The sequence below is a fragment of the Streptomyces sp. NPDC102259 genome (assembly GCF_044766465.1).
In the GTDB taxonomy this organism is placed as follows: domain Bacteria; phylum Actinomycetota; class Actinomycetes; order Streptomycetales; family Streptomycetaceae; genus Streptomyces.
In genome coordinates this window covers 16,644-33,917 of sequence record NZ_JBIWMA010000027.1, presented here as the reverse complement: position 1 = coordinate 33,917, position 17,274 = coordinate 16,644, and the positions used below count along the sequence as shown (strand labels likewise).

20 protein-coding genes and 1 pseudogene are annotated in these 17,274 nt (G+C 71.1%); 13 read left to right on the top strand and 8 right to left on the bottom strand.

The window, feature by feature from the left end; translation table 11 throughout:
- Window positions 1–19: 19 nt before the first annotated feature.
- Window positions 20–385, bottom strand: coding sequence for a helix-turn-helix domain-containing protein (locus ACIRPU_RS37775; RefSeq protein WP_355702119.1), 366 nt, complete (start codon window positions 383–385; stop codon window positions 20–22).
- A gap of 103 nt (window positions 386–488) precedes the next feature.
- On the opposite strand from ACIRPU_RS37775, the gene ACIRPU_RS37770 reads away from it, so the two are divergent.
- The gene (locus tag ACIRPU_RS37770; RefSeq protein ID WP_403875672.1) at window positions 489–1,334 is read left to right on the top strand and encodes an NAD(P)H-binding protein; all 846 of its coding nucleotides are present in this window, start codon (window positions 489–491) and stop codon (window positions 1,332–1,334) included.
- A gap of 2 nt (window positions 1,335–1,336) precedes the next feature.
- Here the strand turns inward: ACIRPU_RS37770 and ACIRPU_RS37765 are convergent, their stop codons facing one another.
- A complete protein-coding gene (locus ACIRPU_RS37765) occupies window positions 1,337–1,909 on the bottom strand; it encodes a hypothetical protein (RefSeq protein WP_403875670.1) in 573 nt (190 codons plus the stop codon).
- A gap of 123 nt (window positions 1,910–2,032) precedes the next feature.
- Between ACIRPU_RS37765 and ACIRPU_RS37760 the strand changes: the two genes are divergently transcribed.
- Both ACIRPU_RS37760 and ACIRPU_RS37755 read left to right on the top strand, forming a co-directional pair.
- The gene (locus ACIRPU_RS37760) at window positions 2,033–2,890 is read left to right on the top strand and encodes an AAA family ATPase (protein ID WP_403875667.1); all 858 of its coding nucleotides are present in this window, start codon (window positions 2,033–2,035) and stop codon (window positions 2,888–2,890) included.
- Window positions 2,887–4,239, top strand: coding sequence for a VWA domain-containing protein (locus ACIRPU_RS37755; protein WP_355702123.1), 1,353 nt, complete (start codon window positions 2,887–2,889; stop codon window positions 4,237–4,239). Before ACIRPU_RS37760 ends, ACIRPU_RS37755 begins: the two co-directional genes overlap by 4 nt.
- 42 nt (window positions 4,240–4,281) lie before the next feature.
- Here ACIRPU_RS37755 and ACIRPU_RS37750 read toward each other — a convergent pair whose 3' ends face one another.
- The 3 genes from ACIRPU_RS37750 to ACIRPU_RS37740 all read right to left on the bottom strand — a co-directional run bounded on the left by ACIRPU_RS37750 (window position 4,282) and on the right by ACIRPU_RS37740 (window position 6,476).
- On the bottom strand, window positions 4,282–4,641 hold the full coding sequence (locus tag ACIRPU_RS37750; protein ID WP_403875664.1) for a cupin domain-containing protein: 360 nt from the start codon (window positions 4,639–4,641) through the stop codon (window positions 4,282–4,284).
- Between the two features lie 144 nt (window positions 4,642–4,785).
- Window positions 4,786–5,760 (bottom strand): threo-3-hydroxy-L-aspartate ammonia-lyase, encoded by a 975-nt coding sequence (locus ACIRPU_RS37745; protein WP_403875661.1) that lies wholly within the window; start codon window positions 5,758–5,760, stop codon window positions 4,786–4,788.
- Entirely contained in the window at window positions 5,757–6,476 is a 720-nt protein-coding gene (locus ACIRPU_RS37740) for a transcriptional regulator (RefSeq protein ID WP_403875658.1), read from the bottom strand. Before ACIRPU_RS37740 ends, ACIRPU_RS37745 begins: the two co-directional genes overlap by 4 nt.
- 173 nt (window positions 6,477–6,649) lie before the next feature.
- On the opposite strand from ACIRPU_RS37740, the gene ACIRPU_RS37735 reads away from it, so the two are divergent.
- Window positions 6,650–7,468, top strand: a complete 819-nt coding sequence (locus ACIRPU_RS37735; protein ID WP_403875655.1) for an SAM-dependent methyltransferase — start codon at window positions 6,650–6,652, stop codon at window positions 7,466–7,468.
- A gap of 11 nt (window positions 7,469–7,479) precedes the next feature.
- Here ACIRPU_RS37735 and ACIRPU_RS37730 read toward each other — a convergent pair whose 3' ends face one another.
- A complete protein-coding gene (locus ACIRPU_RS37730; RefSeq protein WP_403875653.1) occupies window positions 7,480–8,403 on the bottom strand; it encodes a helix-turn-helix domain-containing protein in 924 nt (307 codons plus the stop codon).
- Between the two features lie 98 nt (window positions 8,404–8,501).
- Complete coding sequence (locus tag ACIRPU_RS37725) at window positions 8,502–8,732, bottom strand: DUF397 domain-containing protein (protein WP_355702129.1); 231 nt, start codon at window positions 8,730–8,732, stop codon at window positions 8,502–8,504.
- A gap of 129 nt (window positions 8,733–8,861) precedes the next feature.
- On the opposite strand from ACIRPU_RS37725, the gene ACIRPU_RS37720 reads away from it, so the two are divergent.
- The 3 genes from ACIRPU_RS37720 (at window position 8,862) to ACIRPU_RS37710 (ending at window position 10,883) form a co-directional block, all read left to right on the top strand.
- Window positions 8,862–9,347: an ATP-binding protein gene (locus ACIRPU_RS37720; protein ID WP_403875651.1), complete on the top strand. Its 486-nt coding sequence runs from the start codon at window positions 8,862–8,864 to the stop codon at window positions 9,345–9,347.
- A 1-nt stretch (window position 9,348) separates the two neighbouring features.
- The gene (locus tag ACIRPU_RS37715; RefSeq protein ID WP_403875648.1) at window positions 9,349–9,837 is read left to right on the top strand and encodes a hypothetical protein; all 489 of its coding nucleotides are present in this window, start codon (window positions 9,349–9,351) and stop codon (window positions 9,835–9,837) included.
- A gap of 80 nt (window positions 9,838–9,917) precedes the next feature.
- Complete coding sequence (locus ACIRPU_RS37710) at window positions 9,918–10,883, top strand: pirin family protein (protein ID WP_403875646.1); 966 nt, start codon at window positions 9,918–9,920, stop codon at window positions 10,881–10,883.
- A 62-nt stretch (window positions 10,884–10,945) separates the two neighbouring features.
- On the opposite strand, the gene ACIRPU_RS37705 is transcribed toward ACIRPU_RS37710, so the two are convergent.
- Window positions 10,946–11,359: a hypothetical protein gene (locus ACIRPU_RS37705; protein WP_403875644.1), complete on the bottom strand. Its 414-nt coding sequence runs from the start codon at window positions 11,357–11,359 to the stop codon at window positions 10,946–10,948.
- A 133-nt stretch (window positions 11,360–11,492) separates the two neighbouring features.
- Between ACIRPU_RS37705 and ACIRPU_RS37700 the strand changes: the two genes are divergently transcribed.
- The 6 genes and pseudogenes from ACIRPU_RS37700 (at window position 11,493) to ACIRPU_RS37675 (ending at window position 17,160) form a co-directional block, all read left to right on the top strand.
- On the top strand, window positions 11,493–11,819 hold the full coding sequence (locus ACIRPU_RS37700; protein ID WP_403875641.1) for an SHOCT domain-containing protein: 327 nt from the start codon (window positions 11,493–11,495) through the stop codon (window positions 11,817–11,819).
- Window positions 11,820–12,203: 384 nt separating this feature from the next.
- Complete coding sequence (locus ACIRPU_RS37695; RefSeq protein WP_403875638.1) at window positions 12,204–13,553, top strand: diacylglycerol/lipid kinase family protein; 1,350 nt, start codon at window positions 12,204–12,206, stop codon at window positions 13,551–13,553.
- 78 nt (window positions 13,554–13,631) lie between these two features.
- Window positions 13,632–14,201 (top strand): potassium channel family protein, encoded by a 570-nt coding sequence (locus ACIRPU_RS37690; RefSeq protein ID WP_403875635.1) that lies wholly within the window; start codon window positions 13,632–13,634, stop codon window positions 14,199–14,201.
- Between the two features lie 555 nt (window positions 14,202–14,756).
- Complete coding sequence (locus tag ACIRPU_RS37685; protein WP_403875632.1) at window positions 14,757–16,379, top strand: MFS transporter; 1,623 nt, start codon at window positions 14,757–14,759, stop codon at window positions 16,377–16,379.
- A 133-nt stretch (window positions 16,380–16,512) separates the two neighbouring features.
- Window positions 16,513–16,714, top strand: a pseudogene (locus tag ACIRPU_RS37680) (class II glutamine amidotransferase); the annotation flags it as partial.
- 155 nt (window positions 16,715–16,869) lie between these two features.
- A complete protein-coding gene (locus ACIRPU_RS37675) occupies window positions 16,870–17,160 on the top strand; it encodes a hypothetical protein (RefSeq protein WP_403875629.1) in 291 nt (96 codons plus the stop codon).
- The last annotated feature ends 114 nt before the right edge of the window (window positions 17,161–17,274 follow it).

The following is a 17,274-nucleotide window of genomic DNA, read 5'->3' as shown; positions in this document are numbered from 1 at the left end:
CGAAGATCCCCGGGCCGGCTCACGCTCTCCCGTCGTACCCCTCCCGGGCCTGCGCCACCTTGGGCAGGTTGCCGGTGGCCCAGTCGGCGAGGTGGGCGAAGAGCGGGGCCAGGCTGAGGCCGAGTTCGCTGATCTCGTACTCGACGCGCGGAGGCACCTCCGGGTGGTAGGTGCGCACCACCAGGCCGTCGCGCTCCAGCTGGCGCAGGCGCTGGGTCAGCACCTTGGGGGTGATGTTGGTGATCGCGCGTTCCAGTTCGCCGAACCGCTGACGGCCGCGGGCGTGCAGCGTCCACAGGATCGGTGTGGTCCAGCGGCTGAAGACGATGTCCACGACGGGGGCGATGGGGCAGGCGAGTTCGGGATCGGTCGGGTCGCCGGTCATGTGTACCCCTCGGGGAAGTCACTTTCCTCTGGGTACCTACTATACCGGCGGTGTTAGCGTCGCTCAGCAACGTCAACAACCCATTCCGAACAAGGAGTTACCCATGATCGTGGTGACGGGGGCGACCGGGAACGTCGGTCGTGAGCTGGTCCGTTCGCTGGCGGCCGCGGGCGAGCGGGTGACCGCCACGTCCCGGAACATCTCGGACGCCGAAGTCCCGGACGGCGTACGGGCGGTGCGCTCGGACCTCATCGACGCGGAGAGCCTGCGGCCGGTGCTCGACGGGGCCGACGCGCTGTTCCTCCAGAACGGCGGCGGCGGCATCCATCTGCTCAGGCCGCGGGATCTCCTCGACGTCGCCAAGTCCGCCGGGGTCGGCCGGGTGGTGCTGCTGTCCTCCCAAGGGGTGGCGACCCGGCCGGAGTCGGAGTCGCACGGCGCCCTGGCGGGCGCGATCGAGGACGCCGTCCGGGAGTCGGGGCTGGAGTGGACGATCCTGCGGCCGGGCGGCTTCCACTCCAACGCCTACGCCTGGGCGGAGCCGGTCCGCGCCCACCGCACCGTCGCGTCCCCCTTCGGCGACGTCGGTCTGCCCACCGTCGACCCGGCCGACATCGCGGAGGTCGCCGCGGTGGCGCTGCGGGAGGAGGGACACCACGGTCGGGTCCACGAGTTGACCGGGCCCGCCCCCACGACGCCCCGGCAGCGGGCGGAGGCCATCGGCAGGGCGATCGGCGAGCCGGTCCGGTTCGTCGAGCAGACCCGGGAAGAGGCACGCGAGCAGATGCTGGCGTTCATGCCGGAGCCGGTCGTCGAGACCACCCTGTCCATCCTCGGCGAACCGACGCCCGCCGAGCGGCTGGTCAGCCCGGACGTGGAACGCGTCCTGGGCCGCGCTCCGCGCACCTTCGAGGACTGGGCACGGCGCAACGCGGCCGCGTTCCGGTGACCTCAGCAGTAGGTCATCGGACAGCCGTGCCGTAGCGAGAACTGGGCGGCGCGCAGATAGAGCGCCGTGTAGAACGCCGTGGCCAGGTCGTCGGCCCAGGTGCCCGGCCGGCCGGCGGCGGCCTTCTCCGCCTCGCCCTCCAGGAACCAGAAGGTCAGTTCCAGGTTGCCGAGGGGCGCCGGGACCAGGTCCAGCGGCAGACCGAGGGCCCCGGCGAGCCGCTCGGCGAGCGCGAGGACGTACGGCGCCCCGACGACCAGCGTCTCGTCCGTGTACGCGGAGCCGACGGGCAGGACGACGGCTTCGTCCAGGGCGAACGGGACCAGGACCGACCAGTCGAGGAAGGCGTGCCGCTCCTCGGGGGTCAGCCGTGTCCGGCACAGCTGGTCGAAGCCGTCCATCGACGGGCTCAGCTTCTCCTCGAACCGGCCCGGGGCCCTGCCGCCCTTCGGTTCGTACGGCGGCCGGCCGCGCCGCGCCAGTTCGGTGTTCAGCGCGGCGGCCACGTCCGCGTGGCCCTCCTCCCCCGCCGTCGACCAGTCGTCCGCACCCACGTCCACGAGATACACACCCATGGGCGCAACGTACCGGGCGCCACCGACAACGCCCCGATCCCTGATGACAACCGGGGTGAACAAGCGCTTAGATAGGTGATCGAACACTCGCCAGGAGCACGACCGATCCACCCGGAGGCCCCGTTGTTCACGTCCGTCGACGATGTCTCCGCCCGGCTCGCCGAGAGCGGCTACCTCGCCTCCCCCGCCGTCGCCACCACCGTCTTCCTCGCCGACCGGCTCGGCAAGCCGCTCCTCGTAGAGGGCCCCGCAGGTGTCGGCAAGACGGAACTCGCCAAGGCCGTGGCCCAGGTGGCGGGGGCCCGGCTGGTGCGGCTCCAGTGCTACGAGGGCGTCGACGAGTCCCGGGCGCTGTACGAGTGGAACCACGCCAAGCAGCTGCTGCGGATCAGCGCGGGCCGCGACGAGAGCTGGGACGAGACCCGCACGGACATCTTCAGCGAGGAGTTCCTGCTCCCGCGACCGCTGCTGACCGCCATCCGCGGCGACGAGCCGACCGTCCTGCTGATCGACGAGACCGACAAGGCCGACGTCGAGGTGGAGGGACTCCTCCTCGAGGTGCTCAGCGACTTCCAGGTCACCGTCCCGGAACTCGGCACGATCACCGCCACGCGCCGCCCGTTCGTGGTCCTCACCTCCAACGCGAGCCGTGAGCTGTCGGAGGCGCTGCGCCGCCGCTGTCTGTTCCTCCACATCGACTTCCCCGAGGAGGAGCTGGAGCGGCGGATCGTCCGGCTGAAGGTGCCCGGCATCGAAGCGGCGCTGGCCGAGTCGGTGGTCCGGGTGATCGGCGCGCTGCGCGCGATGGACCTGCGCAAGGCGCCCTCCGTGGCCGAGACCATCGACTGGGCGCGCACCCTGCTCGCGCTCGGCGCCACCACCCTGGACGCGGACGTCGTACGCGACAGCCTGGGCGTGATCCTCAAGCACCAGGACGACATCCTCAAGGCCGGCGCGAAGCTCGACCTGGACGCCGTGTGAGCGCCGAGGTCGCCGACCGCCTGGTCGGCTTCGTCGCGGCGCTGCGCGCGCACGGCCTGCGCGTCGGCACCGGCGAGACGGTGGACGCCGCCGAGGCGGCGGCGGCGCTGGGGTTCGCCGACCGTGGGCTGCTGCGCGAGGGGCTGGCCGCCACGCTGCTGCACTCCACCGACCAGCGGCGGGTGTTCGACACCGTCTTCGACCTGTACTTCCCGTACGGCGTCGGCGCGCCCGAGGGTGAGCCCGGCGACCGGGACGACCTGCGTGACCGGCTGGCCGCCGCGCTCGCCGAGGGCGACGCGGAGCTGCTGGGCCGGCTGGCGATCGAGGCCGTCGACGGGCTGGGCGGGTACGGGAGTTCACCGGGCGCGGACGGCTGGTCCTCGCACCAGACGCTGCAACGCCTGCGCCCGCAGACGCTGTTGGCGCGGGTGCGGGACGACATCCGCGCCCGGGGCGGTGACGTCGGGTTCACCGACCGGCTCCTCGAGGACGAGATCCGGCGACGCATCGAGGCCTTCCGTGCGCTGGTGGCCGGGGAGGCGCGGCGCCGGGTGGCGGAGCGGCGGGGGCGGGACGAGATCGCCCGGCGGGCGGTGGCGCCGACCGCCGACCGGGTCGACTTCCTGTACGCCGGGAGGGACCGGCTGGCCGAACTGCGGCGGACGGTACAGCCGTTGGCCCGCAGACTGGCGACCCGCATGGCCGCGCGCCGCCGTCGGGCCTCCCGCGGCACCATCGACCTGCGGCGGACCCTGCGCGGCTCGCTCTCGACGGGCGGGGTGCCGATGCGGCCCGTGCTGCGCCGCCGACGCCCGGCCCGGCCCGAACTGGTCCTGCTGTGCGATGTGTCGGGTTCGGTGTCCGGCTTCTCCGACTTCACGATGCTGCTGGTGCAGGCGCTGCACGACCAGTTCAGCAAGGTGCGGGTGTTCGCCTTCGTCAACCGGATCGACGAGGTGACCGGCCTGCTCGAACACGGCGCGGCCGACCCGGAGGGCCTCGGCGCCCGCATCCGGGCCGAGGCGAGCCTGACGGGTTACCACGGCAGCAGCGACTACGGGGTCGCCCTGGGTGAGTTCACCCAGCGGTACGGTGCGGCGGTCGGCCCACGCACCACCGTGTTCGTGCTCGGCGACGCCCGGACGAACATGAGCGATCCGAACCTGGCCGCGCTCCGGCAGATCGCCGAACAGGCCCGTCACGTCCACTGGTTGAACCCGGAGCCCCGGACCCTGTGGGGCACGGGCGACTCGGCCGCTCCCGAGTACGCCGAGTCGGTCGCGATGCACGAGTGCCGCAACGCTCACCAACTCGGCGTTCTGGTGGGCCGGCTGCTTCCGGTCTAGCGCACTGCCGGACCGGTCCCTGCTTCCCGTCGCTTCCCGTCCCTACTCGGCCTTCGCGTAGTCCTTGGCCATCGCTCCGGCGAAGTCGTACACCACGCACTGTTCGTCGCCCACGACCCAGGCGTCATGGCCGGGCGACACCACGAAGACGTCGCCGGGGCCCAGTTCGCCCTCGCCGCCCTCGTCCATGGTGATGTGCATGCGGCCCTGGACCACATATCCGTTGTGGTGGATCTGGCAGGTGGCGGTGCCCGCGAGCGACGCCAGCGACTCGGACCATCGCCAGCCCGGTTCGAAGGTCGCCACGGCGAAGTCGAGCCCCGTCATATGAACGGCCTCGAGGTGGCCACGGGGGAAATCGCGCCGCTCGTCCGGCTTCTCGAGGGCCTTCACTTCCATCATGACGCTCCCTCCTTCCGGCCGCGCCTCACCACGGCCCGGGGACGGTCTCCCCGGCGGCCCTGGGCGTCGCCGGTCGGGGGCCGAGCCCCACCCCTCCATCCTCCGCCCGTCCTGCGGGGGCCGCCAATCGGTGGTACCGGGCCCTCAGGCGCCTCCGCACAGCTCGGCGAAGCGGCCGGTGTCGATGTTGCCGCCGGAGACGATCACGCCGACGCGCGAGGGCAGGGCGCCGGCCCGCCCGGCGAGGAGGGCGGCGAGCGGGGTGGCGCCGCTCGGTTCCACGACGATCTTCAGGCGCTCGAAGGCGAACCGCATGGCCGCGCGGATCTCGTCGTCGGACACCAGGGCGATGTCGTCCACGAGCCGCCGGTTCACCGAGAAGGTCAGCTCCCCCGGTGTGTGCAGGGCCTGGCCGTCGGCGATGGTGCGCGGCACCGGGATCTCGACCCGCCGGCCTGCCTCCAGCGACCGTTTCGTGTCGTCCCCGGCCTCCGGTTCCACGCCGATGATCCGGGTGCCCGGCCGCAGCCCCTTCACGGCGGTCGCGCTGCCGGCGATCAGCCCACCGCCCCCGACCGGCACCAGCAGGGCGTCCAGTTCGCCCGCCTCCTCCAGGAGTTCGAGCGCGGCGGTGCCCTGGCCCGCCATCACGTGCGGGTGCTCGTAGGGCGGGATCAGCGCCAGACCCCGGTCGGCGGCCAGCGCCTCGGCGATGGCCACCCGGTCGCCGGTGTAGCGGTCATAGGTCACGATCTCGGCGCCGTAGCCCTCCGTCGCCGCCCGCTTGGAGCGGGGCGCGTCCTCGGGCATGACGATCACCGCGGTGGTGCCGAGCTCCCGCGCGGCCAGGGCGACGGCCTGGGCGTGGTTGCCGGAGGAGTACGCGGCGATGCCCCGGGCGAGCTGCTCGGGGGCCAGCCGGGAGGCCGCGTTGTAGGCGCCGCGGAACTTGAACGCGCCGACGCGCTGGAAGTTCTCGCACTTCAGCAGGACCTCGGCGCCGACCAGCGCGTCCAGCGTGCGGGAGCGGAGCACCGGCGTGCGGTGCGCGACCCCCTTGAGCCGGGCGGCGGCGTCGCGCACGTCGTCGAGGGTGATCGGCGGGGGTGTGGTCGTCACGGGTGTGCTCCCTCGGGGTTGTCGTCGGTGCTGCCGGTGCCCTCGGTGCCGTCGGCTCCGGTCTCGTGGGCGGCTCTGGCCTGGGAGAGGTAGCTGTAGGCGGAGGCGCGGGAGATGCCGAGGCGGGCGGCGACCTGTTCGATCGCGCGCCGCACGGCGAACACGCCGCGTTCGTCCAGGCTGCGGAACAGCGTCAGCCGTCGTGACCGGTCGAGGCCGGCCCAGGTCTGGCCCTGACGCCGCAGACGGTCGTCGAGGAGGGCGTCGACGACGGAGTCGATGTCGTCGCCGAACGTGGTCACGGGCGCGTCGGCCCGGCCGCCCGCCACTCCCGCGAGTGCGGCCAGCAGGCCCTGCACCCGGTCGACCTCGGTGACGTCCACGTTGACGCACAGCGCGCCGAAGACCGCGCCGGTGGAGTCGCGCAGCACCATCGTGGACGACTTCACCAGCCGTCCCGCGCCGGTGCGGGTGACGTAGTTCAGCTCGTCGACGGCATCGCCGCCGCGGGCGAGGACCCGCATGCCGATCTCGCTCATCGCCCCGCCGACCGTCCTCCCCGTCACCGATCCGGCGACGGCGACGACGGACTTCTCCGGTCGGCGGTAGTCGTGCAGCACCACCTCGCACACCGGCCCGAACGTGGCCGCGATCCCGTCGACGACGGGGGTGAGCGCACGCAGGATCACGTCGCGCTCGGTCTCCCGGGATTCCATGACACCGATTAGACCACACGTCCAGACACTGGACCAGCAGTCCAGATCGGCCGCGCCGCGGCGACACCTTCAGGGGAACCATCGATCAAGGGGGTGGTTCGCCAATTACCGTGTCCCTAGGATGTGTTGTCGACCGCGCCAGCCCGTGGTGCGGTGGCGTTCTGGGGGAAGAGATGCAGCCTGGCAAGCAGCTGTCCACGTCGATCGATGCGGCCGTCCCCACAGCCGCCCGCATGTACGACCACTACCTGGGCGGCAAGGACAACTACGCGGCCGACCGCGCGGCCTGCGAGGAACTCGACAAGGTCGTCCCGAGCACCCGCGCCCTCGCGCTCAACAACCGACGCTTCCTCCAACGGGTCGTGAAGACCCTGACGCAGGAGTTCGGGATCCGGCAGTTCCTGGACCACGGCTCCGGCCTGCCCACCCAGGACAACGTGCACCAGGTCGCCCAGCGCGTCGACCCGACCGCACACGTCGTCTACGTCGACAACGACCCCATGGTGCTCGTGCACGGCCGGGCGCTGCTGGAGCAGGACGAGCGGACGACCGTCATCCACGCCGACATGCGGCAGACCGAGGCGATCTTCACGCACGAGGACACCCGGCGGCTGATCGACTTCTCGCAGCCGGTGGCCGTGCTGTTCAACTCGGTCTTCCACTGCATCCCCGACAGCGACACCGACGGGCCGCAGGCGGTGGTCCGCCGGGTGACCGAGCGTCTCGCGCCCGGCAGCTTCCTGGTGATGTGCCAGCTGGTCAGTGAGGACCCCCAGGTCAGGGAGTTCGTCACCGACTTCATGGACAAGGCCACCCAGGGACACTGGGGCCGGGTGCGTCAGGAGAAGGACGTCGCCGCGTTCTTCGAGGGCACGGACATCCTCGACCCGGGGCTGGTGGAGGTCTCCACCTGGCGGCCCGACACCGAGGTCACGCCCCGTCAACTCACCCAGGAATGGATCGAGTTCGGCGGTGTGGGCCGCCTGAGCTGAGCCGGTTCACCTCACGGAGCGGCGGCATAGCGCCGCTCCGCCGTCTCTCTCAGCAGCGCCATGGACGCACGCGGATCGAGGGCCTCGTCCGCGAGCCGGTCCAGCGCGACCCGGTACTCCTCCGTCTCGTCCCGGTCCTCCAGGAAGGTCGCGCTCCTGATCTGCTCCAGATAGACGACGTCGGGCAGATCGACGCCGCCGAAGCGCAGATAGGTGACCGGTATGGCCGGCGCGGAGGCATGCGTGACGTCCAACGGCACGACCTGGACCGTGACATGGGGCAGGCCGGCCAGCTCCACGAGATGGGTGAGCTGCTCGCGCATCACCTCTCGGCCGCCCAGCACCCGCAGCAGCACCGACTCGTCGAGGACCGCCCACACCCTCGGGGCGTCCGGCCGCCGCAGCAGTTCGGTGCGCCGCGTCCGCAGCTCCACCCGGCGCTCGACCTCCCGGGACGTGGCCGAGGGCAACCCGCGCTCGACGACGGCACGCGCGTACGCGGGGGTCTGCAGCAGACCCGGCACGTACTGGATCTCGAAGGTACGGATCGCGGTGGCCGCCTCCTGGAGACCGACCAGCCGGTCGAACCACTCGGGCATGAGCCGCTTGTCGTAGCGCTGCCACCAGCCCGGCTCGCCCGCCTGCCGCAGCAACCGGAGCAGCACGGAGGCCTCGTGGTCGTCGGTCTCGTACAGCGACAGGAGCGCGCGGACGTCCGCCTCGACGGGCGGCTTGCGGCCCTTGCCCGCCTCGATGCGCGACAGCTTCGCCGCACTGAACCCGACGGCCCGCGCGGCCTGGTCCTGGGAGAATCCGGCGTCCTCCCGGATTCCCGCCAACTGCACGCCGACCAGCATTTTCAGCAAGGTCGGGGCGGGCTCGGCCCGGTTCAGATACGGTTCGAGGCGGGACACTCGAGGCGACTCGACAGACATCCTGACTCCCCGTGGACCGGCAGACGACAGACCGCAGTATCGCATCCGAAGCCCTCCGGCCGCACGCGGCAGGGGAATTGAGCCTCCATGCGGCCGACTCAGACCAGGTGGTCGAACTCCCCGTCCTTGGCCCCGGCCACGAACGCGGCCACCTCGGCCGGCGTGTACACCAGCGCCGGACCGTCGGGGTCGCGGGAGTTGCGCAGCGCGACGCCTCCCCCGTCCAGGGCCGCGACCTCCACGCAGTTGCCCTCGGCGTTGCTGTGACTGCTCTTGATCCAGCGGGCCCCCAGCGAGCTCGCCCGCACTCCGTTCGACACTGACGACATTGAACTCTCCTCGCTCGTACGCGCAATTTCTCGTGAAATTGCACGAGGACCTCGTCAGCGTGGATAATAGCCATGTCGTCAACCGCACTTCCAACCCCACGTCCTGACGTCGCCTCAGGGAGATGCCCCGTGTCATCACCTGCGCAGATCCGGAGCCACGAGTCCGTCCTCGTCCGCGGCTCCCCCAGAACCGCCGCCCTGTACCTCACGGGCAGCCGCCAGGGATTCGCCCAGGCACGGGAGTTCACCCAGCGCACCCTCGACTGCTGGTCCCTGGAGCACTGCACCGACGACGCGCTCACCGTCGTCACGGAACTGGCCGCCAACGCCGTCCTGCACGGACTCCCGCACACCTCGACGGACGAGTTCCACGTACGACTGCGGCTCACCCTGCGCCGCGCGCACCTGGTGTGCGCGGTCACCGACCCGAGCGACAACCTGCCCGTCCACTCGAGCACCGCGGGCGCCCTCCTGGAACACGGCCGCGGACTGAACATCATCGAGGCCCTCTCCGAACACTGGGGCTGGACCCGGCGCTCCCCCGTGGGCAAGACCGTCTGGGCGATGCTGCCGACCCGCTCCCGTCCTGACCCCGACCCGACATCTGACACCTGACATGACTGCCACGAAGAGACCCGCACCGCTGAAGGACCTGGGACACGTACCGTGGCCCGAGATCAAGGACTCCACCGGCTCCGCGGCGGGCATCCCGTTCCTGCTCACCACGCTCGCCCGCGGCGACGCCGACAGCGCCGGCTCCGCACTCGGCCAACTGCGCCGCCGGATCTGCCAGTTCGGATTCGTCGTCGACGAGGCGACGGCGGCCACGGTGCCCTTCCTCTGGGAACTCGTCCGGCTCCCCCAGGTCACCTGCCGCGCGGAGATCCTGCGCCTGCTGAAGAGCATCGCCGACACCCGGCAGTGGGAGACCACCGCCGCCGCGTATCCCAAACTGCTGCACCACCCCGACAACTACGTGACATGGGAACGCGCGGCCCGGCACGCCGTCCACGCCCAGCGCGACGTCCTGCGTCAACTGCTCGCCGAGCGGGACACCGAGATCGTGCGGGCCACCACGGAACTCGCCGCGGCCCTGGCCGACTGAACACCCCGCCGAAGGGCACACCGAACCCGACGCCGTTCCTTCTGCGCACGGTCGCCGCACCCGACCGCTAGGTTGACCGCATGAGCAACCTTGACCGCGCGCCCGTACCGAGTGTGTGCGGCGGCCGTGGATTCGTCGTCGCCGAACCCGTCCGCGAACTGCTGAGCCCCCGGCACGTGAAGCTCGGCGGATCGACGGAGGTGCGCCGGCTGCTGCCGAACCTCGGCAGGCGCATGATCGGCGCCTGGGCGTTCGTCGACCACTACGGCCCCGACGACATCGCCGACGAACCCGGCATGCAGGTCCCGCCGCATCCGCACATGGGGCTCCAGACCGTCAGCTGGCTGCACGAGGGCGAGGTGCTGCACCGCGACTCGACCGGCAGCCTCCAGACCATCCGGCCCAGGGAACTCGGGCTGATGACCTCGGGGCGGGCGATCAGCCACTCCGAGGAGAGCCCGCGGTCGCACGCCCGGTATCTGCACGGCGCCCAGCTGTGGGTGGCGCTGCCGGACACCCACCGGCACACCGACCCCCGCTTCGAGCACCACGCCGACCTGCCCACGGTCACCGCTCCCGGCCTCACCGCCACCCTGCTCCTCGGCGCCCTCGACGGCTCCACCTCCCCCGGCACGACGTACACCCCGCTCGTCGGCGCCGACCTGGCACTCGCCCGGGGTGCCGACGTCCGGCTGCCGCTGCTCCCCGACTTCGAGTACGGCGTGCTGTCGATGTCCGGCGAGGCGCACGTCGACGGGGTGCCGCTGCTCCCGGGCTCGATGCTCTACCTCGGCTGCGGCCGCACCGAACTGCCCCTGCGGGCCGAGTCCGAGGCGGGCCTGATGCTCCTCGGCGGCGAGCCGTTCGAGGAGGAACTCGTCATGTGGTGGAACTTCGTCGGCCGGTCCCAGGAGGAGATCGCCCAGGCCCGCGAGGACTGGACGCAGGGCACCCGCTTCGGCGAGGTGAAGGGCTACGACGGCGGGCCCCTGCCCGCACCGGAGCTGCCGGCTGTCCCCTTGAAACCCCGCGGGAGGGTGCGCTGACCTGGCGAAACGCCGGATCTTGAGGCGCAAGCCCCGTACCGCAGCTCTGGTCGGACGACTGCTCACCGCGCCTGCAGTTTTCCCACCAGCTGGGCCGCCTTCGGCGGGACGCCCTTCTCCGACACGGTGTCCTGCAGCTGCTTGACCAGCGCGTCCACGTCGATCTGGGCCAGCACCACGTTGGTGACCCGGTTGGTGACCGCCTTCTGCACGTCCGGATCGGAGGCCAGCGGCCCCACGGTGGCGACGTAGCGGTCCGTGTCCCGCACGATGCTGTTCGCCCAGACCGCGACGACGGACAGCAGCGACAGCAGCGCCGCGAAGAGAATCAGCAGGACCGAACCCGTGGACCGGAACGGGTGATGCCGCGCCGCCCGCGGGCGCGCTTCGCTCTCCAGGGCGCCCACTCGGTGCCGCAGCTCTTCGAGTTCACTGCGCTCCCGGTTCGATAGCGGCTCGCCGCCTGCGTCGGTCATGGGCACCAGAAGATCCGCCCGATGCCGAACCGGCGACCCGGGTGAGCCTGACGGGTGAACCGCGCACGACGTGCGACCGCCCCGGTCCGGTGATCCAATGGAACGGGGAAGCCACGAGCCCAGAGGTGACGCCGTGAGCGACGTATTCGACGACGTCGACATATCCGGCGATATGGGGCCGATCGACTGTCTGGTCATCGAGTTCCCGGGCAACCGAATGACCGGCGGGGGCCTCCCCCTCCTGCTCGATCTGGCGGACCGCGGTCTCATCCGGATCCTCGACCAGACGTTCATCCGCAAGGACACCGACGGCTCGGTGACCGGCCTGGAGATCGGCGACCTCACCGGCGACATGACCAGCAAGATCGAACAGCTGAAGCAGCTCGGCGAACTCAAGACCCAGGGCGTCCTGACGGAGGCGGAGTTCGAGGAGCAGAAGCGCAGGCTCCTCGATTCCTGAGCGCCCCTGCGACGGGTGGTCCGAGGGCATCGAACTCCGTGATCACTGGGAGGTTCCCTCCCGGTCTGTGCCGGCCGGCGGGTTTGGGGCTGACGGCCATCGGAGAAGTAGCGTCGTCGCAGCGGCTCCGGCCGCCGTGCCTGTTCCGCGGGGGACCGGGTCGACCACCGGCGCGGTCATCTCCGACGGGCGGCCCGCCCCCATGTCTCGCGGGCACCGGATTCGCGTGGGATCAGCCGGTGATGGCCGTTTGCCGGGCGCCGGAATCGTTCTTCTCTGTCTGCGTCCCGCGGTAATCGCCCGTCACGGGTGAGTCCGGTTTTACGCGGGCTCCGGTGCTATAGGGCAAGGACGTCCTAAGGACGTCCGCACGTGGGAGGTCGCATGAAGACGGCAGCACATGCAAGGAAGCGCCCGGCTCCGCGCTGGACAGCACGTCTGGCCCTGGTTGCGGGAGCGGCGGCGGTGGTGGTCCTGCTGTTGTTCGCCGGACTCCAGAGCCTCCTGCTCGTGGCAGTGGGAGGGGCCGGGCTGGTGATCGCGGCCGCGGGCGTGTGGTGGGCGCTGGCGCGCACGGGGGCGGCCAGGGCGCTGGCCGTCGTACTGGCATGCGCCGCGCCCGTCGCCGTAGTGGTGCTCTACGCGGTGGCAGGGCTGCTGTGGGTTGCGCTCGTCTCGCTCGCCCTGTGGGTACTGGCCATCACCTGCGGCCGAGCCGCGCTGGCCGCCGTCCGCGGACCGGCGGCCGCCCGGGAACGCGCGGTCGCCGCCCCGCTGCGGCCGTTCCTCATCATGAACCCGCGCTCGGGCGGCGGAAAGGTCGAGGCGTTCCACCCGGAGGAGAAGGCGAAGGCCCTCGGCGCGCAGGTCGCCGTCCTGGACCCGGACCATCATCAGGACGTGGCCGCGCTCGCCCGGCAGGCCGCCGACCACGGCGCCGACCTGCTCGGCGTCGCCGGCGGCGACGGCACCCAGGCCCTGGTCGCCGGAGTGGCGGCCGAACGGGGCCTTCCCTTCCTGGTGATCTCCGCCGGTACCCGCAATCACTTCGCCCTGGACCTCGGCCTGGACAGGGACGACCCCTCGCTGTGCCTGGACGCGCTCACCGACGGCGTCGAACTCCGCATCGACCTGGGCTACATCGGCGACCGCATCTTCGTGAACAACGCCTCCTTCGGCGCCTACGCGACCGTCGTCCAGAGTCCCGCATACCGCGACGACAAGGCCGGTACCGCCCTTCAGCTCCTCCCCGACCTGCTGACCCACCACAACGGCCCGCGTCTCACCGTCCGCGCGCAGGGCACGACGGCGGTGATCGAGGCACCCCAGGCCGTACTGGTGAGCAACAACCCCTACCGGATGGACGATCCGGCGGGCATGGGCCGTCGCGAGCGGCTGGACTCCGGCGTCCTCGGGGTGCTCGGCATCAAGGTCGACAACGCGGCCCAGGCAGTGGGTGTGCTCCGCGGCAGGCACTCACCCGCTCTCGCCTCGCTGACCGCCCAGGAAGTCGTCGTGGACGCCGACGCCCCCACCGTGCCCGTGGGCGTCGACGGCGAGGCACTCGTCCTGCCCACCCCGGTCCACTGCCGTATCGAGCCGCGCGCCCTTCGCGTCCGCGTGCCCCGCCACCGCCCCGGCGTCCCCCAGGGCAGGCCCCCCATGAACTGGCGCCGGGTGGAACGGCTGGCGCGGACGATGGGACGAACCGCGGCGGGGCACCACCACGGCTGACACCCCGGCACGAAGTAGGCGCCCCCACGTGCACGGACGAGAGCGCGCAGCGGCTTCCCGCAAGCCGAGGAGGAGCACATGAACCATCCGGATCCTCCCCCCGATCACGCGGCGAGCGCTGCGGCGCGGCCGTCCGGGCCGGCCCGCCGCCAAGCGGTGCTCGCGGTCCTTCGGACGGCCGTGACCTCGACCGGACTCGTCGTCGGGTACTACCTGCTGCCCATGGACTCGGGGTTCTCGGGTGGCTCGGCGGTCGGAATCGTCGTGGGCCTGCTGGCCATGCTGGCGCTCTTCGCCTGGCAGATCCGTACGATCACCCGCTCCCCCTCCCCCCGTCTGCGGGCCGTCGAGACCCTCGCTACGACTCTCCCGCTCTTCCTGCTGCTCTTCGCGGCGGCCTACTACCTGCTCGAGCGCAGCACGCACGGCAGCTTCAGCGAACCCCTCACGAGGACCGACTCCCTGTACTTCACCCTCACCGTGTTCAGCACGGTCGGCTTCGGCGACATCACCGCCGACACGCAGACGGCACGCATCCTCACGATGGTCCAGATCACCGGCAACATCCTGCTCGTCGGCGTGGCCGCCAAGGTGGTGGCCGGGGCGGTGCAGAGGGGTCTGCGCCGGAAGGAGGAAAGTGACAGGTAGCGAGTGGGAGGCCGACGCGGAGACAGGACCTGAGCGATCACGGCGGGCGATCGTCAGGCGCGTACACGGCCTCCGCATCTGCGTCCGACGAAGTGACTGTTTCCGCCCCTCGCAGCGTCCCGGTGAGCTGGGGGTCGTCGACGGATATGTGCGTGAGGTTCTCGACGAGGAATTGCTGGTGGCCCGTCTGCGGTGGGTGGCCGGCGGTGATCCGGCACGGCTGACGGCGGCATGCGGCAGGGGGCGGACAGCGAAGGGACTGACGCCGTCGTGATCGGCGCCGTGCCGACCTGCTCCTCACCGGCATGGGCACGGTGCCGATACGTACGCGTCTGCCTCTCTCCCCCTTGGGCGCGCCTCCCGGTGATACTCCCGGCTTCACCGGCTCGATGCGGCACTGCTCGGCACGTCCTTCCGGCGCAGGGGTCCTCGAACAGCGCCGGGCGGGCTGACTGGGCAGCTGCCCCCACTCATCCTCACCCCCGTCACTGCCAAGCGGCTGACACGCGTGGCGGGTCGCGGGGACCATATCGAATCAATTGCAACTATGCGCCTATGGGATCAACTGCAGACACTGCTGCCAAGTCGGCGACAACCCGTCTCGTCCTGCCGACACTCGCGGCAGGTCAGTTCCTGATGGCCCTCGACAGCTCGGTCATGAACGTGTCGATCGCGACCGTGGCCGAGGACCTGGACACGACGGTGACCGGGGTCCAAGGAGCCATCACCGCCTACACCCTCGTGATGGCGATGTTCATGATCCCCGGCGGCAAGGTCGGCGCCCTGATCGGCCGAAAACGCGCGTTCATGATCGGCTGCATCATCTACGGCTGCGGCTCCCTGACCACGGCACTCGCACCCAACCTGACCGTCCTCCTGATCGGCTGGTCGTTGCTCGAGGGCATCGGAGCCTCGCTCATCCTGCCCGCGATCGTGACGCTCGTGGCGAGCAACTTCACCGTGGAACGGCGCCCCGCCGCCTACGGACTCGTCGCGGCCGCGGGGGCCGTGGCCATCGCGCTGGGGCCGCTCATCGGGGGCCTCGCGACCACGTACTTCTCCTGGCGCTGGGTGTTCGCCGGCGAGGTCGTGATCGTGCTCTTCATCGTGCTGTTCGCCCGCCGCATCACCGACGCGCCAGTCGGCGAACACGCGCGCATCGACCTCGTCGGCACCGTGCTCTCCGCAGCCGGGCTCGGGATCTTCGTCTATGGAGTGCTCCGCTCGGACGAATGGGGCTGGTTCCAGCCGAAGCCCGACGCGCCCTCGTGGCTCGGGGTGTCGCTGGTCGTATGGCTGATGCTGGCCGGCCTGCTTCTGATCTGGCTCTTCCTCCGCTGGGAGGCCCGCGTGGTGAAGCAGCGCAGGGACCCGCTCGTCGACCCCGCCATGCTCCAGAACAAGCAGCTCACCGGCGGCCTCACGATGTTCTTCTTCCAGTACCTCGTGCAGATGGGCGTCTTCTTCGTCGTACCGCTCTATCTGTCGGTCGCCCTCGGCCTGTCCGCACTCGAGACCGGCGCCCGCATCCTGCCCCTCTCCCTGACCCTGCTGGCGGCCGCGATCCTGATCCCGCGCCTCCTCCCGGACGTCTCGCCCCGGCGGGTCGTACGGCTCGGGGTCCTCGCGCTGCTCGCCGGCGCGGTGGTCCTGATGGCCGCGCTCGACACCGACGCCGGCGGGGAGATCGTCACCATCCCCCTCCTGCTGATCGGGCTCGGCATGGGCGCGCTGGCCTCCCAGCTCGGCTCGGTCACCGTGTCCGCCGTGCCAGAGGCGCAGAGCGCCGAAGTCGGTGGAGTCCAGAACGCCGTCACCAACCTCGGCGCCTCGATCGGCACGGCACTCGCCGGCTCCATCATGATCGCCGCGCTCACGACTTCGTTCCTGACCACCGTCGAGCAGAACCCGGACGTCCCGGACCAGGTCAAGAGCCAGGCCAACGTCGAACTCCAGAGCGGCGCGCCCTTCCTGTCGGACGCTCAGCTCGGAGAAGCTCTCGACGACGCCCACGTGAGCGAGGAGAAGTCCCAGGAAGTGCTCGACGCGAACACCGAAGCAAGGCTCGACGGCCTGCGCGCCGCACTCGCCGCCCTCGCCCTCGCCGCCCTGGTCGCCCTGTTCTTCACCTCACGGATCCCCAAGACCCAGCCTGGCGCGGCAAGGCTCACCGCCTGACGACGCTTCGCCGGGCCGAGCGGCCCACGGCCGGAATCCGACGACCGGCTCTGCCCGGCCGGCACGACGGGCGCGAGGCCCCTGCCAGAGCTAGGCTTTTCACATGTGAGACGACCGAAACGAGGCGTGGTCCATGTGCCAGTGGCTCGCTCACCCGGGAACGCTCATCCCGCTCGACGATCTTCTCAACTGACCGGCGCACTCGATCATCGACCAGAGTCTGCACTCACGACTCGGCGTGTAGACCACCCATGACGACGGCTTCGGCATCGGCTGGTACGCCACACCCTGCCAACCTCCGCGACACAGGCCCGGCGTGGAGTTCCCCCTCTCTACCGCTCTCCTTCAGACCCGCGTCGATGCCCTTCGCGCCCTCCACCCCGCGATGGAGGTCCTCCCACATGTCTCCGACGGGACCCGCCTCGCCGTTTCCGAGCCCTTCGGCCCCCGCCAAGAGGCGCGGCGCCCTGTGGCGTCCCATGATTGGTTCATGAGCCATCACCATTACCAGTCCCAACTGTTGGATGACCTGGACACCCGGCTCGTAAGGGCCGGAGCGGTGCTCACCGCCGTCGGCGTGGCGCTGGCATGTTCTGGCATGGCGCTCGCGGGCTTCGCCGTGTTCTCCGCCGGCCGGCGGAGAATCCATCGTATGGAAGTGCCCCCCACCGAGCAGGCAGCGGAAAAGTGGCGGCAGGCCAAGGAAGCGTCCCGGGCGGGCATGCGGGCGTGGCAGGACGCGGCCGCAGGCGGTAACGGGGTGCCGCCGAGCCGGTCCTGATGATGGCGTCCGTCTACGACGTGGTTCGTCGCGAGGGGTTCCCATACCGAGCGGCCTCGGCCGGGCCGTGGCGCACCGGACGGCGCTGACGGCACGGACCTGAGCGCTCCGCCA